The 20562-nt window shown below is 70.0% G+C and carries 17 protein-coding genes; 8 read left to right on the top strand and 9 right to left on the bottom strand.

The window, feature by feature from the left end; all coding sequences use genetic code 11:
• Together VHU88_23540 and arc are read right to left on the bottom strand one after the other, a co-directional pair.
• Positions 1 to 192 (bottom strand): proteasome accessory factor PafA2 family protein (locus VHU88_23540; protein ID HEX3614681.1); only part of this gene is annotated, 192 nt, incomplete at its 3' end.
• Positions 193 to 265: 73 nt separating this feature from the next.
• Positions 266 to 2014, bottom strand: coding sequence for a proteasome ATPase (gene arc / locus VHU88_23535; GenBank protein HEX3614680.1), 1749 nt, complete (start codon positions 2012 to 2014; stop codon positions 266 to 268).
• A gap of 306 nt (positions 2015 to 2320) precedes the next feature.
• Between arc and VHU88_23530 the strand changes: the two genes are divergently transcribed.
• On the top strand, positions 2321 to 2926 hold the full coding sequence (locus VHU88_23530) for a protein kinase (GenBank protein ID HEX3614679.1): 606 nt from the start codon (positions 2321 to 2323) through the stop codon (positions 2924 to 2926).
• A gap of 286 nt (positions 2927 to 3212) precedes the next feature.
• Positions 3213 to 3998: a CAP domain-containing protein gene (locus VHU88_23525; GenBank protein ID HEX3614678.1), complete on the top strand. Its 786-nt coding sequence runs from the start codon at positions 3213 to 3215 to the stop codon at positions 3996 to 3998.
• A 34-nt stretch (positions 3999 to 4032) separates the two neighbouring features.
• On the opposite strand, the gene VHU88_23520 is transcribed toward VHU88_23525, so the two are convergent.
• The gene (locus VHU88_23520) at positions 4033 to 5034 is read right to left on the bottom strand and encodes a tRNA (adenine-N1)-methyltransferase (GenBank protein ID HEX3614677.1); all 1002 of its coding nucleotides are present in this window, start codon (positions 5032 to 5034) and stop codon (positions 4033 to 4035) included.
• Between the two features lie 22 nt (positions 5035 to 5056).
• Entirely contained in the window at positions 5057 to 6271 is a 1215-nt protein-coding gene (locus tag VHU88_23515; protein ID HEX3614676.1) for a site-2 protease family protein, read from the bottom strand.
• Between the two features lie 389 nt (positions 6272 to 6660).
• Here VHU88_23515 and VHU88_23510 point away from each other — a divergent pair, with 389 nt between their 5' ends.
• Entirely contained in the window at positions 6661 to 8466 is a 1806-nt protein-coding gene (locus tag VHU88_23510; GenBank protein HEX3614675.1) for a phosphatidylglycerol lysyltransferase domain-containing protein, read from the top strand.
• Positions 8457 to 9755, top strand: a complete 1299-nt coding sequence (locus VHU88_23505; GenBank protein HEX3614674.1) for a hypothetical protein — start codon at positions 8457 to 8459, stop codon at positions 9753 to 9755. Before VHU88_23510 ends, VHU88_23505 begins: the two co-directional genes overlap by 10 nt.
• 16 nt (positions 9756 to 9771) lie before the next feature.
• On the opposite strand, the gene VHU88_23500 is transcribed toward VHU88_23505, so the two are convergent.
• From VHU88_23500 to VHU88_23490, 3 genes are all read right to left on the bottom strand, one after another.
• Complete coding sequence (locus VHU88_23500) at positions 9772 to 10947, bottom strand: alpha/beta hydrolase-fold protein (protein HEX3614673.1); 1176 nt, start codon at positions 10945 to 10947, stop codon at positions 9772 to 9774.
• Between the two features lie 154 nt (positions 10948 to 11101).
• Positions 11102 to 12739 (bottom strand): molybdopterin-dependent oxidoreductase, encoded by a 1638-nt coding sequence (locus tag VHU88_23495; GenBank protein HEX3614672.1) that lies wholly within the window; start codon positions 12737 to 12739, stop codon positions 11102 to 11104.
• A 19-nt stretch (positions 12740 to 12758) separates the two neighbouring features.
• Positions 12759 to 13793, bottom strand: coding sequence for a YihY/virulence factor BrkB family protein (locus tag VHU88_23490; GenBank protein HEX3614671.1), 1035 nt, complete (start codon positions 13791 to 13793; stop codon positions 12759 to 12761).
• Positions 13794 to 14121: 328 nt separating this feature from the next.
• On the opposite strand from VHU88_23490, the gene VHU88_23485 reads away from it, so the two are divergent.
• From VHU88_23485 to cysC, 3 genes are all read left to right on the top strand, one after another.
• Positions 14122 to 15816: a nitrite/sulfite reductase gene (locus VHU88_23485; GenBank protein ID HEX3614670.1), complete on the top strand. Its 1695-nt coding sequence runs from the start codon at positions 14122 to 14124 to the stop codon at positions 15814 to 15816.
• Positions 15817 to 15985: 169 nt separating this feature from the next.
• Complete coding sequence (locus tag VHU88_23480) at positions 15986 to 16738, top strand: phosphoadenylyl-sulfate reductase (protein HEX3614669.1); 753 nt, start codon at positions 15986 to 15988, stop codon at positions 16736 to 16738.
• Between the two features lie 11 nt (positions 16739 to 16749).
• Entirely contained in the window at positions 16750 to 17292 is a 543-nt protein-coding gene (gene cysC / locus VHU88_23475; protein ID HEX3614668.1) for an adenylyl-sulfate kinase, read from the top strand.
• Between the two features lie 21 nt (positions 17293 to 17313).
• Here cysC and VHU88_23470 read toward each other — a convergent pair whose 3' ends face one another.
• Positions 17314 to 18564: a S8 family serine peptidase gene (locus VHU88_23470; protein ID HEX3614667.1), complete on the bottom strand. Its 1251-nt coding sequence runs from the start codon at positions 18562 to 18564 to the stop codon at positions 17314 to 17316.
• Between the two features lie 141 nt (positions 18565 to 18705).
• On the opposite strand from VHU88_23470, the gene VHU88_23465 reads away from it, so the two are divergent.
• Positions 18706 to 19479 carry a dihydrofolate reductase family protein gene (locus VHU88_23465; GenBank protein ID HEX3614666.1) on the top strand — a complete coding sequence of 258 codons (774 nt, stop codon included), beginning with the start codon at positions 18706 to 18708 and terminating at the stop codon, positions 19477 to 19479.
• Here VHU88_23465 and VHU88_23460 read toward each other — a convergent pair whose 3' ends face one another.
• Positions 19480 to 20559, bottom strand: a complete 1080-nt coding sequence (locus VHU88_23460) for an ATP-dependent DNA ligase (protein ID HEX3614665.1) — start codon at positions 20557 to 20559, stop codon at positions 19480 to 19482.
• Positions 20560 to 20562: the final 3 nt, after the last annotated feature.

Here is a 20562-nt window from a genome sequence, read left to right as displayed (position 1 = left end):
GTCGAAACCGCGGGCGTCGCGCAGGGGGTTCTCCTCCTCGAAGTCCCACCTGGCGCGACGAGCCCGCGCGGCGGTCGCGGCCTGGTAGGCGTTGACCACCTGAGACGAGCTCACCATCGCGTTCGCGCCCGGCTGCCCAGGCACGGCGATAGCGTACTCGGTCTCGATGCCCATCACGCGGCGCACGCTCATAAGCTAGAGCCTAGTGCCGGATTAGCAGCAGCTAGCACGCCGCGCCCTCGGCGCGCCCCACGGCAGGTCCCGTTTACAGGTACTGCCCGGTGTTCGCGACCGTGTCGATCGAGCGCCCGGCCTCGGTCCCGTGCTTCCCGGAGACGAGCGTCCTGATGTAAACGATCCGCTCTCCCTTCTTGCCCGAGATCCGCGCCCAGTCGTCCGGGTTCGTCGTGTTCGGCAGATCCTCGTTCTCGCTGAACTCGTCGACGCAGGCGCTCAGCAGGTGCGCCACGCGCAGGCCCTTCTGGCCGGTCTCCAGGAACTCCTTGATGGCCATCTTCTTGGCCCGGTCGACGATGTTCTGGATCATGGCGCCGGAGTTGAAGTCCTTGAAGTACAGGACCTCCTTGTCGCCGTTGGCGTAGGTGACCTCGAGGAAGCGGTTCTCCTCGTTGTCGGCGTACACCCGCTCGACCGTCCGCTGGATCATCGACGCGACCGTGGCCTTGCGGTCGCCCTCGTGCTCGGCCAGGTCGTCGGCGTGCAGGGGCAGGTCCTCGACGATGTACTTCGAGAAGATGTCCTTCGCCGCCTCGGCGTCCGGCCGCTCGATCTTGATCTTCACGTCCAGTCGGCCGGGCCGCAGGATCGCGGGGTCGATCATGTCCTCGCGGTTGGAGGCGCCGATGACGACAACGTTCTCCAGGCCCTCGACGCCGTCGATCTCCGACAGCAGCTGCGGGACGATCGTGTTCTCGACGTCGGAGGAGACACCGGATCCACGGGTCCGGAACAGCGAGTCCATCTCGTCGAAGAAGACGATGACGGGCGTGCCCTCGGAAGCCTTCTCCCGAGCTCGCTGGAAGACCAGCCGGATGTGCCGCTCGGTCTCGCCGACGTACTTGTTGAGCAGCTCCGGGCCCTTGATGTTCAGGAAGTAGGACTTCCCCTCGGGGCGACCGGTGTGCTCGGCGACCTTCTTGGCCAACGAGTTGGCGACCGCCTTGGCGATGAGAGTCTTGCCGCATCCGGGCGGACCGTAGAGCAGGACGCCCTTCGGCGGGCGCAGCTTGTGCTCGATGAACAGGTCGCGGTGCAGGTAAGGCAGCTCGACCGCGTCGCGGATCATCTCGATCTGGGCCATCAGGCCACCGATCGAGGAGTAGTCGATGTCCGGGACCTCCTCGAGCACGAGCTCCTCGACCTCGGACTTCGGCACCCGCTCGTAGGCGTAGCCGGAGCGGGTCTCCAGCAGCAACGACTCGCCGATCCGGATCGCCTGGTCGCGCAGCGGCTCGGCGAGCCAGACCACGCGCTCCTCGTCGGTGTGGCCGGTCACCAGCGCGCGTTCGCCATCGCCAAGGATCTCCTTGAGCATGACGACCTCGCCGATGCGCTCCCAATCCATCGCTCGGACGATGTTCATCGCCTCGTTGAGCATGACTTCCTGGCCGGGCTTCAACGAATCCAGCTCGACCTCGGGACTGACCGCGACGCGCAGCTTGCGGCCACCGGTGAAGATGTCGACGGTGCCGTCCTCGGCCTTCGAGACGAACACCCCGTAGCCCGAGGGCGGGGCCGCGAGTCGATCGACCTCCTCCTTGAGCGCGACGATCTGCTCGCGTGCTTCGCGGAGGGTTGCCACCAGTCGCTCGTTCTGCGTCGAGGTGCCGGAGAGCTGGGTCTGCAACTCGATGACCCGCTCCTCCAACTGCCGCATGTGGCGTGGGGAATCGGTCAGGCGACGACGAAGAACGGCGACCTCTTGCTCGAGGAACGCAATCTGGTTGTGCAGGTCCTCGGAGCCCGTCTCGTCATGATCCTGTTGAGCGGCCACGCTCCCACCTCCCTGAGGCACTGCGGCGACCCTACAACGCAAGGATCGCCTCGGTGCGGAGCCCGAGGCGGCCACGTCTGTGTCGTGACCGGAAGAACCTGCTCCGGGTCAATCGTCATCCCGGTGGGCTTGCCCCGGACCACTGTCCCGCTGTCCTGGTCCGAACGTTGATCTATTCGGTCCATTCGGTTGACGTCGGGGTGCCCGGACGCCGGCTACGGCGTCCGGGTGAAGACGTCTTGTCCGGCTTTGCGCCCCGATGACACGCTCTGGCGCCTGAGCGATCAGAGATACAGAAGGTGCCCGATGGAACATGAGGTGACTTACTTCCGCCGCGAGTCGGCCTTCGGCCGGCTGACGCGTTCCGGGCCGCTGCAGTGGGCGGACTCGGTGCGCATCGCCGCGGGGGTGGCTGACGAGCTGGCGCGGGCGCACGCCCGCGGCACGGTTCACGGCGCGGTGAGTCCGCAGCACGTGCTGCTGGGCGCCACCGACCAACCGGTGCTGACCGGCTTCGGCGACACCCCGCCCGCCGTCGAGTCGACCGACGCGATCCCTGAGCTCCTGCACACCGCCCCGGAGGTGCTGGACGGCGACCGGCCGCGACCGGCCGCCGACATCTACTCCCTGGGCGCCACGCTGCACCACCTGCTGACCGGGCTGCCGCCATTCCCGCTACGGCCACAGGACACCTTTGCCTCCTGGTTCGTGCGCATCGTCATGCAGCCGGCCCCTGCGCTTCCTGCGCACCTGCCGGTCGACCTGCGCCGGCTCGTCGGCTCGGCGCTGGCCAAGGACCGGTTCGACCGACCCACCTCCGCGACCGAGTTCGCCACCCGACTGCGGCACCTGTTGCCGGTGGTCGGCGTCGGCCGGGCGATCCCGATGCGCCGTCGCCCACCGGAGTCGTGACCACGGATGCCCGATTTCGGACGTCGATCACCCGAATTCTCCCCCTGGTGATGAATTGGTCGGGATGCTTATTTCGGCCTGAGCCGAATTACTCCTTCCGGTTGACCTGCGCTTTAGGCGCGCCTGCCCCCCGCTAAGGTCAATTTCGCTGCCGCGCAGAGATTTACGGTCGGCCGTGCACTGAATTTGGCGTCGGATCTCGGTCCGGGCCGGAGCAACATGCGCAAATTGCACATTTCCGGGGGGAAACAAATTGTCGCGGGCACGGCTGTCGCGGGTGGCTGGAGTGGGCGTCGCAGTTCTTCTGACCAGCGGTCTGCAGACCGGCCCGGCCGTCGCCGACGACATCGGCGGGGCGGGTCGGATCGCGCAGATCGGCGACCCGGCCGGCTCGAGCGACCCGGTGGTCCCCGGCCTGGGGAACGTCGCCGATGTGCTGGACGGACCACCGCCGCAGCGCCCGCGAACCGAACAACCGCCGCAGGAGCAACGCGCGCACGAGATGTCCGAGGGCGGGCCCACCCAACGGTCCGGCGATCCCGCCGAGGATCCGGACGGCGGCCCGGTGGACGCCGACAACGCTCCCGTCGCTCCCGGTGACGGCACGCCGGGCGGCCCCGGACCCCAAGCACCCGAAGCGCCGGGCTCGCAGGGGCCGCAGGGTCAGCAGGCCCCGACTGGCCCGAACGCGCCCGACCGGGCGCAGTTGGAGAGCCAGCTGCTGTCGGCGACGAACCAGGCCCGCGCGGCCAACGGATGCGCTGCACTGCTCCCCGACTGGCACCTGTCGATGAGCGCGCAGCAGCACTCCGACGACATGGCGTCGCACTCGTACTTCAGCCACAGTTCGCTCGACGGCCAGACCTTCGACCAGCGCATCCACAACACCGGGTTCAGCGGCCAAACCGTCGGGGAGAACATCGCCTCGGGATTCAACTCCGCCCCCGAGGTCGAGAGCGCCTGGATGGATTCCCCGGCGCACCGGCGAAATATTCTCGACTGCGGATTCCGCAGTATCGGCATCGGTTACGACCAGCAGGGCGGTTACTGGACCGTCGATTTCGGGAGCTGACCGGGGCCCCGCGAAATTCCGAACCAGACTCGGTTCAGGACGTATCGGTGTCCAATTCCGGATCTTCCCTGCGGTCAACCCGTTCGATCGCCTCCGGAGAGAGAACGGTCGTTCCTCGCTGCTCGCTCTCCTCTCGGCTCACTTCCGGGTAGGCCCCCTTGGCCGGCCGCCTGCGGCGTACCGGGGCCGGGACGCCCGGTGCCATCCGGCGCGTGGTGACCAGGAACCCGGTGTGCCCGATCATCCGGTGGTCCGGTCGCACGGCCAGGCCCTCCACGTGCCACGTCCGGACCAACGTTTCCCAGGCGGTGGGTTCGGTGAACTCCTTGCCGCCCCGCACGTCCTCGACCAGGCGCGACAGTTGTGTGGTGGTGGCGACGTAGGCGCAGAGCACCCCGCCCGGGACCAGACAGGCCGACACCGCGGCCAGGCACTCCCACGGCGCGAGCATGTCCAGCACCACCCGGTCGGCCTGCCGGTCGGACTCGGACCCGGGCAGTTCGGTCGCCAGGTCGCCCACGGTCAGGTGCCAGGCCGGGTGCGGGCCGCCGAAGAACCGTTCGACGTTCTTCCGGGCCACCGCTGCGAACTCCGGGCGGCGCTCGTAGGAACTGACGCGGCCCTCGGGCCCGACCGCACGCAGCAGCGAACAGGTCAACGCGCCCGAACCGGCGCCGGCCTCGATCACGTGCGCCCCGGGGTGGATGTCGGCCAGCCCGACGATCTGCGCCGCGTCCTTCGGGTACACGACGGTGGCCCCGCGCGGCATCGACAGCACGAAGTCCGACAGCAGCGGCCGCAGTGCCAGGAATTCCTGTCCCCCGCTGGTCCGGATCACGCTGCCCTCCGGGCTGCCGATCAACTCGTCGTGCGGGAAGTTGCCCTTGTGCGAGTGGTAGGTCTTGCCCGCCATCAGCGTGATCGTGCTGTGCCGGCCCTTCGGGTCGGTCAGCTGCACGAGGTCGCCGGCGCGGAACGGGCCGCGACCACAGACGGCGGGGGACGAAGGATCGGGCTCGGGCGAGTCGCTGTTCACGGGGGCGATTCTGACGGGTCCCTCAGGCGTTCTGGACGGCGCTGCGCACGTCCTGTGCCGCCAGCACCCCGTAGATCGCCCCGTCGTCCTCGACGACCAGGTACTCGGTGGCCGGACAGGCCTCCATGCGCCGCAGCAGTTCCTCCCCGCCCAGGCCCAACCCGAGCACCATCTCCGGCTCCAGGCGACGGGCCAGCGTGGAGACCGACACCCAGGGTCGACGCGGTTCCGGGGTCGCGGCGACGGCGGCCTCGTTGACCAGGCCGACCGGGCGCCCGCCCGAGTCGATGACGACCAGCCCGTGGGCACCGGCCACGCCGGCCTGGCGCAACGCTTCGGCCAGCGGCAGTTCCCCGGCGACCCCGATCGCCCGCCGGGTCAGCGAGCGGACCGACAGCTTCGGCAGCGCCTCCCGCAAGGCCGCCCCGCGCATGGCGCTGCTGGCTCCGATCCAGATGAATCCGGCCAGCAGCGCGCCCCACACGACCGAGAACAGCTGCGGTGACCGGCCGTCGGCACGGGCGATCAGCATCGGCAGGAAGAACACCACGACCGCGACCCCGCGGCCGACCCAACCGGCCGCGACGGTCGCGGTGCTGGAGCGGCCGGTCAGCCCCCACAGCGCCGAGCGCAGCATCACACCGCCGTCCAGCGGCAGCCCGGGCAGCAGGTTGAAGATGCCGACCAACCCGTTGGACAGCATCAGCGCGTCGAGCAGTTCCAGGGCGATGCGCAGCTTCACCGAGTCGTTCGCGTTCGACGCCGCCGACGGGCCGGTGAGCCAGCCCGGGGTCGCGCCGAGCAGGTGGATCGCCGCCCAGGCACCCACGCCGAGGCCCAGCGACAGCACCGGACCCGCGGCCGCGATGGCGAACTCGCGGCGTGGCGATTTGGCCTGCCCACCCATCTCGGTGACGCCCCCGAGCAGTTGCAGCGTGATCCGCCGCACCGGCAGCCCGAGGCGCCGCGCCGTCACCGCGTGACCGAGCTCGTGAATGAGGACCGAGGCGTAGAGCAGCACCGCGAACATGAACGAGACGATGAATCGGCCGTTGCCGATCTCCGGAATGTCGTAGTGCACCGGTTGCGCGAAATTCACCGTCAACAGCACCGCGACGATCGCGAACGACGGGGCGACGTAGACCGGGACCCCGAGAACCCGCCCCATCAGCCAACCCGAGCCACCTGCAGCCGCCACGTCGTCGGGCGCGGTGGCCGTTCGGGTGGGATCGGTCACGCGGTGCTCCGTCTCGGCGAGGTCGGCTACTGCGCGGTCGGTCCGCAGCTCACCGGTCGCGCTTTCGATGGTATGCCGCTTCCGGGCCCGCCGGGGCTCACCCGACACTCCGGCCCGGCTCGCCGACACCGCCGCGGCAGGCTGGAGGTGCGTGGGAAATCGGTAGACTGTGAGCTGAAGGCAAGAGGTGATGGTGCCGGAATGCGTTTCGCCGCCGCATTCGCGAGGTAAGCCATAACCTTTTTCCGGTCGAACTGATCGGAACAACGGTGCCGTGTGCGGCAGCCCGAACCGCTGCACCTAGCTGATCCGAGCTTGCACGACGCGCGGTCGCAATCCGCACCACGTCCCGGACGGAGCCGGAATTGAGTCGCCGCCCGCGCGGTCCAGTGTCTGAAGCACAGGACCGCCAAGCCCCCGAACGCAAGCCGACGCAGCCCGTCGCCGATGTGCTGCACCCGTGGGTCGACGCGCTGCGCAAACGTGGCGAGCTGGTCCCGCGCATCGCGGCGCTGCTGACATTCATCGCGGGCGTCGTCTCGGTGTTCAGCGCGATCACCCCTGCCTACCGCACCCGGTTGCACAACGTGCGTCACCTGCTCGGGCCGGGTGTGCCGGCCACCGCCGCGGGCAGCACGGCCGCGTTCGGAATCGCGCTCATGTTGTTGTCCTACGGGCTGCGGCGCCGGCAGAAGCGAGCCTGGTTCGCGGCGCTCGTACTGGCGATCATCATCACGATTCTGCATCTGGCTAAGGGCCTCGACGTCGAGGAGGCGAGCCTCTGCATCGCGCTGGTGGTGCTGCTGATCGTCTCCCGCAAGCATTTCCGGGCGGCCTCCTCGGTCCCGCCACAACGGGTGCGGCTGATCTTCCTGGGGCTGCTGTTCGCCGTCGACATCGCATTCGGCCTGATCCTGATCCGGGAGAACGGGCACACGCTGATCGGCAACCCGCAGTTGCGGTCGAAGCTGTGGCAGGTGCTGCTCGGCTTCATCGGCGTGCGCGGCCCGCTGCACTTCGGCAGTCACGGCGCGGGCAACCTGGTCCACGCGGTGCTCGCCGGCCTGGGCGCGATCTCGCTGCTCGCGGCGTTGTCCGTGCTGCTGGTCCGGCCGCCCGGTCCGCCGCGGCGGACCCCGGCCCAGAACGAGGTGCTGGCGGCGCTGATCCGCTCGCACGGCGAGCAGGACTCGTTGGCCTACTTCGCCAACCGCGACGACCGGCAGCTGATCGTGTCGCCGTCGGGCAAGTCCGCGGTCTCCTTCCGCGTGGTCGGCGGCGTCGCGCTGGCAGCCGGCGACCCGCTCGGCGACCCGGAGGCCTGGCCCGGCGCGATCGATGCGTTCCTGACCCGAGCCGGCGACTCCGCCTGGGTGCCGGCGGTCATGGGCTGCAGCGAGCGCGGCGGCGTCGCCTGGTCGCGTGCCGGGCTGGACGCGCTCGAGCTCGGTGACGAGGCGGTCGTCCACACCGACGAGTTCAGCCTGGAGGGTCGCTCGATGCGCGGCGTGCGCCAGGCGTGCGGCCGGATCGAGCGGGCCGGGTACCGGCTGCAGGTGCGCCGCTGTGGCGACGTCGACCGCGCCGAGTGGGCCGAGCTGATGACGGCGGCCGAGCGCTGGCGTCAGGGCGGGGTGGAGCGCGGCTTCTCGATGGCCCTGGGTCGCCTCGGCGACCCGCGGGAGGCCGACGGGATGATCGCCACCGCGCATGACGCCGACGGGAAGCTGCGTGCGCTGCTGCAGTTCGTGCCGTGGGGCCGGACGGGCCTCTCGCTGGACGTCATGCGTCGCGACCCGGCCGCGGAGAACGGTGTCAACGAGGCGCTGATCGTCGTTGTGCTGAGCCACGCCACCTCGATCGGGATCGAACGGGTCTCGTTGAATTTCGCGGTGTTCCGAGCCGCTCTGGAGCGCGGTGCCCAGCTCGGTGCCGGGCCGATCGCCAAGGCCTGGCGCAAGCTGCTGGTCATCGGCTCGAAGTGGTGGCAGATCGAGCAGTTGGCCCGGTTCAACGCCAAGTTCGAGCCGGAATGGGTCCCGCGGTACATGTGCTACCCGGGCTCTCTGGAGATCCCCAGCGTGGCGATCGCGGCGCTGCGCGCGGAGGCGTTCCTCGTGATGCCTACGATCGGCCGACGCAATTCGCGTTCGCTCGATCCGCAGGACGAGGAGAAGGAGCCGCTGTGTCGCTGACCGGCAAACCGGTCCTGTGGCTCACCGCGGTTCTGGCTCTGCTCTCCCCGTTGGTCGCGGTCGTCCTCTGGGACCGTGTACGCGGGTCCAAGTGGCAACAGGTGGTCGGCCGGCTCGCGCTGCTCGGGCTCGGTGAGACGGCGGCCCTGGTGTTCGCGTTCGTCGCACTCAACGACTACGCCGGGTTCGTCGACTCCTGGTCGCAGGCGTACCACTTCGTCACCGGCGCGTTCGGCCACGAGAAGATCTCCGCCTCGGACTCGGCCACCTCCGACCAGCCCGACCCGGCGGTCAGCGCGAACCCGAGCGCCTACGCCGATCGGGACTTCCGGCTGGGGTCGCAGCAGGCCCCGGCACCGGACGGTCGGATCTGGCGGATCCTCGGCGACACCCCGCCGGACAAGTGGGTCGACACCGGGGTCACGGCGGTCAACACGTTCACCTCGGGCCCGCTGAGCCAGAAGCTCTACATCTACCTGCCGCCGCAGTACTTCGGGCCCAACGGCCGCAAGGACCTGCCGATCCTCGAGGCGTTCACCAGCTTCCCCGGCCCGACCGACTACCTGGTCTCCAAGGTCCACCTCGTCGACGCGGTGCTGGCCGGCATCAAGTCCGGCGAGATCACCCCGATGGTCGTGCTGATGATGCGACCGGATGCTGCCGGGCCGGTCAACACCGCGTGCACCGACGTGCCCAACGGGCCGCAGACGCTCAGCTTCTACAGCAAGGCGCTGCCCACCGAGGTCCGGCACTACTTCGGGCTCAACACTGCGCCCGGGATGACCGTCGGCTACTCCGGCGGCGGATACTGCGCGGCGAAGATCTCGCTCACGGACCCCGCGGACTTCCCCGCCGCGGCCGAGATGGCCGGGACGTTCCACCCGCCGACGGACGCCAGTACCCAGGGCACGTTCAACGACCCGACCGTGCGCAACCAGAACGACCTGGGCTGGCGGCTGCAGAACCAGCCCCTGCCGAACGCCTCGCTGCTGCTGACCAGCGGTAGGGACGACAACCGGACCTCGATGGGCCACCCCGTCGCCGAGCAATGGGCGAAGCTGATCCACTCCCCGATGACCTCCGAGCAGCTGGTACTCGACGGGAACGGCCACGACTTCGCGGCATTCGAGCGGCAGCTGCCCTACGACCTGTCGTGGCTCAGCTCCCGACTCCCGGGCAGCACCGTCCATCTCGCCCCGGTCCCGGCCGAATCCTCGGTCCTCCCCGGATCGAACGGCCCCGCGCCCAGCGCGCTTGAGGAGAACCGGCGCCGAGTCGTGCCGGCCTGACCGCGGTCCGATGCGGTCAAGCTGAGGGCAGGTGCTCGCTCAGCCACTGGAGCGCGTAGGGGATCTCGCGGCTCCAGGTGTTGAAATTGTGACCGCCCTCGTCCAGCAGTAGCTCGTCGGCCGACATCGGTGCCTTGACCGAATCCAGCCACGACTGCGCGGTGGCGTAGCCGTCGGCACCGCGTTCGTCCTTCGCGGTGGCGATGAGCATCGAGATCGGCGGGATCTGGTCGTGGCTCATCCGCCAGGTCAGGTCGTTCTCGTTGTAGAACGCCTTGTTGCCGCTGAAGATCCCGCGGGTGGTCAGGTCGGTCGACGGCTTGAAGTAGCCGGACAGCACCGCCGAGGCCGCGAACCGGCTCGGGTCCATCAGCGCGATCTTCGCCGAGCAGTACCCGCCGGTGGAGTCCCCGGCCACGGCCCAGCCGGTGGGCGCCAGGCTGAACTGCGAAGTGATCGAGCTCGGCACGTCCTCGGTGAAGAACTGCACCGTCTGCGGCCCGCCGGGGACGTCGGTGCACTCGGTGTCCCAGGGGAACGTCGGGGCCGGGCGCATCATCACCAGCACCACGTCCTGCGCCGTACCGGCCGCGATCTCCTCGGAGAGGATGTCCGGGTAGTGCATCCGGCTGACCAGGTTCGACGCGTCGCCGGGGAACCCGGTCAGCACCTCGACCACCGGCAGCTTGCGGTTGTCCGGCCCGGCCCGGAAGTAGCGTGGCGGCAGATAGACCAATGCCTGCTGCGCCAGGTTGGAGACCGGGCCGGTGACCTGGGTGCTCACGATCGCGCCGCGGGTCGCCCACTCGGACTGCTGCGACCAGCCCTGCACGTTCCACTTGGCGGCGTCCGACGGGATCTCGGGCATGCCGCGGTCGAGGAACGCCGGCTTCACGAACGGGTGGATGTTCAGGTCGGTGCCGCCGAAGTGCGCCGACGGATGGTCGACGGCTGCCGTCGGTCCGGTGCCGAGCAGGTCGGACCAGCTGGAGTAGAACTGTCCGTAGTCGTTCAGCGCGAGGCCGACCACGAACACGACGGCCAGTTGGCTGGACAGGAACAGGCTGAACCGGACGGGGACGCGGGCCCGCCGCAGCCGCTCCGGCCGCGACCAGTACCAGAGACAGGCGACCGGGAGCATCAGCGCGGCGACCGCTGCAAGCAGCAGCAACGGTTTGCCCGTCAGTCGCACGCCCCGGCCTTTCGCAAAACCACTGACCGGTCTCCGCGGACTGGTCTCTCCCCATCACCGTAGGAACACGCTACGTAGCTAGCGGCAAAATCCGGCTGAGCCGGCGGAAAACGTTGTCAAGGGGTGACCGGCGGATGGACGACACACCGCCGGATCAGGCGACGACCCGGGTCGGGAAGGTGTCCCAGCCGGTCGCCCCGTCCGGGTCCGGCGCGGAGTTCGCCTGCACCTGCAGTGCCCCGGTCGCGTCGGTGGCGCGAACGGTCAGGTTGTGGGTCCCGACCCCCGGCGTCCACGGCAGCCGCCACTGGCGCCAGGTGTCCGGGTTCGCCCACGGGGCCAACGCCGCGGTCTGCCACGGCTGGTCGTCGACGCTGACCTCGACCTTGGAGATGCCGCGGTGCTGGGCCCACGCGACCCCGGCGATCGTCTCGGCGCCGGCCCGGACGTCGGCGTACGGGTGCGGGACGTCGATACGCGACTGGGTCTTGATCGGGCCCTGCGGGGCCCAGCCGCGCTGCGTCCAATAAGCCTGGAAATCGGCGAAGCGCGTCACCTCGATGCGGGTCACCCACTTGGTGGCCGACACGTAGCCGTAGAGGCCCGGCACGACCACCCGGACCGGGTAGCCGTGCTCGGCCGGCAACGGGACGCCGTTCATCGCGATCGCCAGCATCGCGTCGCGGCCCGGGTCGGTCAGCGCGGACAGCGGGGTGCCTGCGGTCCAGCCGTCGACCGAGTGCGAGCGGATCGCGTCCGCGCCGGCCTTGGGTTTCGCGGCCGCCAACAGGTTGCGCAGCGGCAGGCCGAGCCAGCGGGCGTTGCCGACCAGGTTCCCGCCCACCTCGTTGGAGACGCAGGTCAGCGTCACGTCCCGCTCGATCAACTGGGCGCGGAGCAGGTCTTCGTAGCCGATCGTGATCGGGTTCTCGACCATGCCGTCGATGCGCAGTTGCCAGGTCCGAGCGTCCAGCAGCGGCACCTGGATGGAGGTGTCGACCCGGTAGAAGTCCATGTTCGTCGTGAAGTACGGGGCCAGCCCGGGGATGTTGAAGTCGGCGACGCCGACCGCCGGCGCCGGACTGAACGGCGCGGGCAGCGCCGTTACTACGCCGCGTCGGCCGTGGCCCGACCCGGCCAACTCCCGGACCAGTCCCCCGCCGACGGCGAGCGCTCCGACCGTTCCGACGACCCGGACGAACTCGCGTCGCGCCGGGCCACCCCCGCCCGGCCGCCGCCCGGGGATGATCACCGCGGGACGTTCCAGGGCCGACGTGGTCGGCTCGCGCTCCCGCACCGTCACGCTCGCCCGGGCGGCGACCGGCTCGGGCTCCCGGACGGCCGGTGCCACGACCGGTTCGGGCAACGTCCGCAGCAGCCGGACCAGCGCGCCGGTGCTGACCAGCAGCGCGATCAGGGCGGGGACGACCCGGACCAGCGGGGAGTCGTGGGCCCCGCGCACCGTGGCCACGGCCACGACCGCGACCAGCCCGATCGCCGCGGTCATCAGCAGCGCCACGCGCCGGGCCCGGACCCCGATCGCGCCGGCCACCGCCGCCAACACCGCGACGGTCGACAGGACGCCGGTGACCAGCACCCGCTTGTCGTTGGCCTGGAAGTGCTCGATCGCCCACCGGGTCAGCGAGGCCGGTGAGGTGTCGATGACCCAGGTGCCGACCGAGACGACCGGGGAGGGTGTCGACAGCAGTGCCGCGAGGCCCTCGGCGACTCCGAGCCCGGCCGCCGCCGCCAGCAGGCCACAAACCGCACCGAGCATCCGCCTGGCTGTCACAGAGCCTTCTCCCCCGTCGTCACGGGCCGTCACGTGGCCGGCCCCGTTCCTGATTCGGTGCCACCCCGGCCGCGGATCGGAGTGGGGCCGTGGGCCGCCGCTCCGCGTGCATGACCGGGATGCCGTCGAGTGTGGTCGCATCCGAGCGGTGCGGCCAGCGCCGGTCGGTCGCGGCGTTGAACGCGGCGCCGATCAGCATCACGATTGCCAACGCGTAGAGCCAGATCAGCACGACGATCGGCGCGGTGAGTGGGCCGTAGATCGAGGTCCCGCCGATCGAGGTCGACAGCGTGGCCCGCAGGAAGTAGCTGCCCAACATGGCCCCGCCCAACGCCAGCGCCGCGCCGGGCAACCCGCGCCACCAGGAGTTCGGCACCGGCAAGGCCACCCAGAACAGCGTGGTCAACGAGGCGACCGAGCCGACCACGATTATCGGCCAGTACATCGTGCCGATCCAACTCAACTGGTCGGGCAGGGCCAACTCGAAGAATTCCGGGCCGCCGATCAGCAACGGCAACAGCACGATCCCGACGACCAGGCTCACCACGTAGAGCGAGAACGACAGGGCCCGGGTCGCGATGATGCCGCGGCGGCCACCGAGCCCGTACATGATCGAGATGGTGTCGATCGTGACGTTCAGTGCCCGCGAACCGGACCACAGTGCCAGCAGGAAACCCATCGAGATGACGTCGGCTCGGCCGCCGTGCAAGGTGTCGTTCAGCGTGGGGATGATCGTGTCGGCGACCGTCTGGTCGGACAGCGCGTGCCGGGCCAGTTCGATCACCGAATTGCGGAAGTGGTCGACGGTGTCCGCGCCGATGATGTTGGTGAAGTAACCCAACGTGCCTGCCAGCCCGAGCACCAGCGGCGGTAGCGAGAGCAGGGCGAAGAAGCCGATCTCGGCGGCCAGACCGGTGACCCGGTGCTTGAGGCAGATCCGAACGGTGGTGACGACCAGCCACCGCAGGTCACGGGCGAATGGGCTGCGGCGGACTCCGTCCACCGTAGGACGCACCGGGCGCATCCCGGAGGGCCCGCTGCCGCGGCCTGACATGCCTCTACGGTAGTTCCCGCCCAGGTCCGGACGGCCCGTGGCGGACGCGGACGCGCCGCGCGAGGGTGGGTCGCGGGTGTGAGCCGGGTCTCCGTCCTGAAAAAGTCCGCGAGGCCAGGTATCCTGGACCCATGACTGCTGTCGGGATCGCGCTGGTCGAGCGTCGTCACATCGACCTCGGTCGGGTCTCCAGCATGTCTTGTCGCGGCTGCTGAGCGCCCCGCCACTCCTCCAGCGGGCGCCCGGTCACCGGCTGCCGCCCGCCCCTGGCGCGCTGCGTCCGGTCGCGCGGTCGCCTGATCCGACCACCCCGCGAAGGACCCCAGCGATGGCTGACGAAGCCACCACCATTGCCCATTCGCGCGCCGCTCGCTCCGCCAAGCACAAGGGCCAGGGCCAGTGGGCGATGAACCACCGTGAGCCGCTCAACGGCAACGAGCAGATCAAGAAGGACGACGATCCGCTCAACGTCCGCGCCCGCATCATCGACCGGTACCAGTACACCGGATTCGCCTCGATCGACAGCGCCGACCTGCGCGGCCGCTTCCGGTGGATGGGGCTCTACACCCAGCGCAAGCCCGGGATCGACGGCGGCAAGACTGCCGTGCTCGAGCCGCACGAGCTCGACGACGAGTACTTCATGATGCGCATCCGCCTCGACGGCGGGCAGCTGACCGGGGAGCAGGTCCGCACGATCGCCGAGGTCTCCGCGCAGTTCGCGCGCGACAGCTGTGACGTGACCGACCGGCAGAACTTCCAGCTGCACTGGATCCGGATCGAGGACGTGCCGGAGATCTGGTCGCGCCTGGAGTCCGTCGGACTGACCACGCTGGAGGCCTGCGGCGACTGCCCCCGAGTGGTCCTGGGCAGCCCTGTCGCCGGCATCGCCGCGGACGAGATCATCGACGGCACGCCGGCGATCGAGGAGATCACCCGCCGCTGGATCGGATCGCCGGAATTCTCCAACCTGCCGCGCAAGTTCAAGAGCGCGATCTCCGGCAACCCGAATCTGGACGTCGTCCACGAGATCAACGACATCTCCTTCGTCGGGGTGGTGCACCCGGAGCACGGCCCCGGCTTCGACCTGTGGGTCGGCGGTGGCCTTTCCACCAACCCGATGTTCGCCCAACGGCTCGGTGCCTGGATCCCGCTCGACGAGGTGCCCGAGGTGTGGCACGGCGTCACCAGCGTGTTCCGCGACTACGGCTACCGCCGCCTGCGCAACCGCGCCCGGTTGAAGTTCCTCCTCGCCGACTGGGGCGCGCAGAAGTTCCGGGATGTTCTGGAATCCGAGTACCTGCGGCGCAAACTCGTCGACGGCCCGGCGCCGGCCGCTCCGCCGGCCGGTTTCCGCGACCACCTCGGGGTGCACCCGCAGAAGGACGGCAACTTCTACGTCGGGTTCGCCCCGGTTGTCGGCCGGATCTCCGGGAGCCTGCTGTCGAAGGTGGTCGATCTCGCCGAGGAGCACGGCACCGGCCGGATGCGAACGACGGTCGAGCAGAAGTTGTTGATCCTCGACGTCCCGGCCACGAAGGTCGAGAGCCTGGTCCAGGCGCTGGAGTCGTTGGACCTGCAGGTGCGTCCCACCCCGTTCCGGCGCCAGACCATGGCCTGCACCGGCATCGAGTTCTGCAAGCTGGCGATCGTCGACACCAAGAACCGCGCCACCCGGCTGATCTCGGAGATGGAGAGCCGGCTGCCCGAGTTCGACCAGCCGCTGACGGTGAACCTCAACGGCTGCCCGAACGCCTGCGCCCGTTTCCAGACCGCCGACATCGGCCTGAAGGGCATGCTGCTGCCCGGGCCGGACGGCGAGTCGGTGGAGGGCTACCAGGTGCACCTGGGCGGATCGTTGGGTACCTCGGCGGCGTTCGGTCGCAAGGTCCGTGGACTGAAGGTGACCACGCACGACCTCGAGGACTACATCGAGCGCGTGCTGCGCCGGTTCCTGGCCGATCGGGAGCAGGGCGAGACGTTCGCGGCCTGGAGCGTCCGGGCCGACGAGTCGGCGCTGGCCTGACGGATAGTCAGAACTACGTCATGAGTGAGGACCGGGCCGCGCCCTTCCACTGCCCGTACTGCGCGGAGGAGGACCTGCGTCCGCTCGAGGCGCACGGTGCGTGGTTGTGCGGAAGTTGTCGGCGGGCTTTTGCGTTGCGCTTTCTCGGGATGGAGGTGTCAGGAATCGCATGACTGTTGTCGAACTGAACCTGGCCACCCCCGGGTCGGCGCCCGCTCGTAAGCGCGACACCCGGTGGGCCGAGCAGACCGAGGCGTTGGCCACGAGGGCCGGCGTCGAACTCGAGGACGCCACGGCGCTGGAGGTCCTGCGATGGGCCGCCGACACCTTCGGTGAGCGCCTGGCGGTGACCTCGTCGATGGCCGATGCGGTGGTGGCGCACCTGGCCTCGCGGGTCAAGCCCGGTATCGACGTGCTGTTCCTCGACACCGGCTACCACTTCGCCGAGACCATCGGCACCCGCGACGCGGTATCCGAGGTCTACGACGTCAACGTCATCAACGTGACGCCGACGCTGTCGGTGGCCGGGCAGGACGCCGCGTTCGGCAAGGACCTGTTCGCCCGCGACCCGGACCGCTGCTGCGCGTTGCGCAAGGTCGCCCCGCTGAACACCGCCATGCGCGACTACGACGCATGGATCACCGGATTGCGCCGCGACGAGACGCCGTCGCGCGCGAACACCCCGGTCGTGTCCTGGGATGCCAATCGGGGCAAGGTGAAAGTCTGCCCGATCGCGCGGTGGACTGCGGACGACGTGGACAAGTACGTTGCCGACCACGGCATCCTGCTGAACCCGTTGCTGATGGACGGTTACGAGTCGATCGGATGCCGGCCGTGCACCCGGCGCACCATGGCCGGACAGGACGCCCGCTCGGGGCGTTGGGCCGGCAGTTCGAAGACCGAGTGCGGACTGCACACATGACAGGAGCTCAGGTGACGCCGCCTCCGGGTGCCACGGTGTGGCTGACCGGCCTGCCCAGTGCGGGCAAGTCGACGATCGCCCGGGCCGCTGCCCAGCGCTTGCGGGCCGCCGGTCGTGCGGTCGAGGTGCTCGACGGCGACGAGATCCGCACCGAGTTGACCGCCGACCTGGGGTTCAGCCGCGACGACCGCATCACCAACGTCCGGCGGATCGGCTTCGTGGCCGCGGTGCTGGCCCGCAACGGGGTGATCGCACTTGTCCCGGTGATTGCGCCGTACGCGGTGGCGCGCGACGCGGTGCGCGCCAAGCACGACGCCGACGGCAGCACCTACCTCGAGGTCCACATCGCCACGCCGGTGGACGAGTGCGCCGCCCGCGACGTCAAGGGCTTGTACGCCAAGCAACGGGCCGGGGAACTGTCCGGCCTGACCGGGGTGGACGACCCGTACGAGGTGCCGGAGAAGCCGGACCTGCGCCTGGACACCGCCGGCCACAGCCTGCAGGACAGTGTCGCCGCGGTGCTCGGCCTCCTCGCCGAGCACGGCCTGCTTTGAACAACCGGTTCTGACGGGCCCTCAGAACCGCGACACGTCCAGCAGTCGGTAGGTCCGGTGGTCCGGGGCCGAACGCGTGTCCCAGTCGGTCGAGGCCGCGGCCTCCAACGCCGCCTTGACCTGCGCCGGCGTGGCGCTGGGATGTGTGGACCGGTAGAGCGCCGCCGCACCGGCGACGTGGGCCGCGGCCTGCGACGTGCCGCTCAAGGTCGCGTAGCCGCCCTTCATCCAGGTCGACCGGATGCACACGCCCGGCGCGATCAGCGCGATCGGGGCGCCGTAGTCGGAGAAGTTCGCGAACCGGTCGTCCGGGCCGCCCGGGCAGTCGGCCGGCTCGTGCCCCCGCCCGCCCGGGCGCCCGTCGTAGTCGGCCAGCGCACCGACCGCGATGACCTCCGGGTAGGAGGCCGGCGTGAAGTCGACCGCGTCGGCGCCCTCATTGCCGGCGGCCACCGTGTAGACCACCCCCGCGGCCACCGAACGACAGATGGCCTGGTGCAGTCCCCCGTCGTTGCACCCCCGGTCGACGTCGCGCCCGACCAGGCTCATGTTCGCCACCTTGATCACCGACGCATGCGCGGTGACCCAGTCGATCCCGCAGATCAGCGTGGCGAGGCTGCCGTCGCCGGCGTCGTCAAGCACCCGCACGGCCCAGATCCGCGCACCCGGAGCCACGCCGACCACGCCGCTGCCGTCGTCCTTCGCGGCCGCGATCCCCGCGATGTGGGTGCCGTGGCCGCGTTCGTCGTCGTAGGAGTGCGTGCCGGGGACGCAGTCGACGCCGCCGGCCACGTTGAGGTCCGGGTGCTTGAGGTCCACCCCGGTGTCGAGGACGGCGATGTCGGAGTTCACGCGGACGTGGCCCTTGCCGGCGTGATCGGAACTCTGCGGGGCCCGCACCCGCCGCACCCCGGTCGGGACCTGCTGCGCGGCCGAGCGGAACACCCGGTCCGGGGTCACCCGGGCGACCCGGGAGTCGGCGGCGACCCGCGTCGCCTGTGCCGCGGACATGCGTCCGGTGTAGCCGGACAGGGCCGAGCGCAGGACGTTCTCCACGTGCACGCCCAGGCGCTCGTGGTCGGCCGCCACCGCGGCCGGGTCGCCGGAGCGCAGGCTGACCACGTAGGAGTTCTCGATGACCGCGCCGGTGGCCAGTCGCGAGAGCCCCAGTTCGCCGTGGACGGACCGCGCAGGCGCCTTGGAACCGGGCAGCAGCACCGTGGCGATCAGAGTCAGGGCGACCAGGACCGCGAAGGGGACGCGACCGCGCACCGTCCACCCCCCGTCTGTTCGGTTCTGCCCGAATTATCCGAGGAAATCAGCCGACACGCGGCCCGGATGTGGTTTCCGGGTCGGAAGGGTGGCGGCGGACCCCGCACCTGCGTCGCGGGGTGGATCTGCCAGGCTCGCCGGATGTCCACCTACCGGATGTGGCCCGCGCAGGACCAGGCAAGTCAGATGGACCTGGACGACTGGGCCGACATGTACGCCTATCCGGCCGACCCGCCCGACGGTTGGTGGCTGCGCGCGAACATGGTGAGCACTTTGGGGGGCGCGGCTGTCGCGTCGGACGGGCTCACCCGCGACATCTCCTCCGACACCGACCGCGCCCTGCTGGGGCTGCTGCGCGCGCTGAGCGACGTGATCATGGTCGGTGCCTCGACCGCGGTCGCCGAACGGTACGGTCCGGAGCGGGCCCACCCGGAGCATGCCCACCTTCGGGCCGCGGCCGGGCAGGCGCCCATCGCGGCGATGGCGCTGGTGTCCCGCTCGCTGAACCTCGACCTGTCGGCCCCGATCTTCACCGCTGCCGCGGTGCCCACGATCCTGCTGACCGTCGCCGAGGCGCCGCCGGACCGGCTGCGTGCGGCCCGCGAGGTCGCCGATGTGGCGCTGGTGGGTGCCACCGCGGTGGACCCGGCCCTTGCGGTCGCGGCGCTGGTCGAACGCGGCCACCGCAGGTTGCTCTGCGAGGGTGGGCCGCGCTGGCTGGCCACCATCACCGATGCCGGGTTGCTGGACGAGCTCTGCCTGACCGTCAGCCCGCTGCTGCTGGCCGGCAAGGCGAAACGGATCCTCGACGGGCCCGAGCAGGCGACTCCGACTCAGATGCATCTCGCCGCGGTCTGCACCGATTCCGAGAACCTCTTCCTGCGATATTCCCGGGTGGGCGACCGCAAGATCTGATCAGCTCGGCAGCCGACCGGCGAAGACCTCCTCCAGGTCGAACGAGACCGGCTCGACCAACTGCTCGTAGGTGCACGAGGCCGGGTCGCGGTCCGGCCGCCACCGGACGAACTGCGCCGTGTGCCGGAAGCGGACGCCCTCCATGTGGTCGTAACGGACCTCGACCACCAGTTCCGGGCGCAGCGGCGTGAACGAGAGGTCCTTGTTCGCGTTCCACCGACTGTGCTCGGACTCCCGCGGCGTGCGCGTGCCCGCCTGCTGCTCGGCCCAGGCCCAGGGGTGGCCGTCGAAGCTGGTCACGTACTCCTGGAGCAGCTCGAACAGTTCCCGGCGCTGGGCCGCCGGGAACGCCCCGATCACCCCGACGCTCGCCAGCTTCCCCTCGGCGGTGTGCAGGCCGAGCAGCAACGACCCGATCAGGTCGTCGCCGGACTTGTGGGTGCGGTACCCGGCCACCACGCAGTCGGCCGTGCGCTCGTGCTTGATCTTGAACATCGTGCGCTTGTCCGGGGTGTACGTGCCGGTCAACGGCTTGGCGATGACGCCGTCGAGGCCCGCGCCCTCGAACCGGGAGAACCAGTCCGTCGCGACGCTCGGGTCGGCGGTGGCGGGCGTGATGTGGATCGGTGGCTTGCTGCCCGCGAGCGCGTCGAGGAGTTGCTCGCGCCGTTCGGCGAACTGACGCTGCGTCAGGTCGACGTCGTCGCGGGCCAGCAGGTCGAATGCCACGAACCGGGCCGGGGTGGTCTCGGACAGCAGCTTCACCCGACTGGCCGCCGGGTGGATGCGTTGCTGGAGGACCTCGAACTCCAACCGGACACCGGCGACGTCCGGCACGACGATCTCACCGTCCAGCACGCACCGCGGCGGTAGCTCCGCCCGGAACGCCTCGACCAGTTCGGGGAAGTACCGGGTCATCGGCTTGGTGTTGCGGCTGCCGATCTCGATCTCGTCGCCGTCCCGGAACACGATCGCCCGGAAGCCGTCCCATTTCGGCTCGTAGAGCAGATCGCCGGTCGGGATCGCCGGGACGGACTTGGCGAGCATCGGCAGCACGGGCGGCATCACGGGCAGGTCCATGGG

This window comes from Sporichthyaceae bacterium (assembly GCA_036269075.1).
Lineage (GTDB): Bacteria > Actinomycetota > Actinomycetes > Sporichthyales > Sporichthyaceae > DASQPJ01.
Note: the sequence above shows the minus strand (reverse complement) of the source record. Positions and strands in the feature narration are given on the sequence as shown.

Excerpts from the sequence above, each read along its gene's own strand:
- VHU88_23460 (HEX3614665.1), bottom strand. The coding sequence starts at position 20,559 with ATGGACCTGCCCGTGATGCCGCCCGTGCTGCCGATGCTCGCCAAGTCC.
- VHU88_23485 (HEX3614670.1), top strand. The coding sequence starts at position 14,122 with ATGGCTGACGAAGCCACCACCATTGCCCATTCGCGCGCCGCTCGCTCC.
- VHU88_23465 (HEX3614666.1), top strand. The coding sequence starts at position 18,706 with ATGTCCACCTACCGGATGTGGCCCGCGCAGGACCAGGCAAGTCAGATG.
- VHU88_23480 (HEX3614669.1), top strand. The coding sequence starts at position 15,986 with ATGACTGTTGTCGAACTGAACCTGGCCACCCCCGGGTCGGCGCCCGCT.
- VHU88_23490 (HEX3614671.1), bottom strand. The coding sequence starts at position 13,793 with ATGTCAGGCCGCGGCAGCGGGCCCTCCGGGATGCGCCCGGTGCGTCCT.
- VHU88_23530 (HEX3614679.1), top strand. The coding sequence starts at position 2,321 with ATGGAACATGAGGTGACTTACTTCCGCCGCGAGTCGGCCTTCGGCCGG.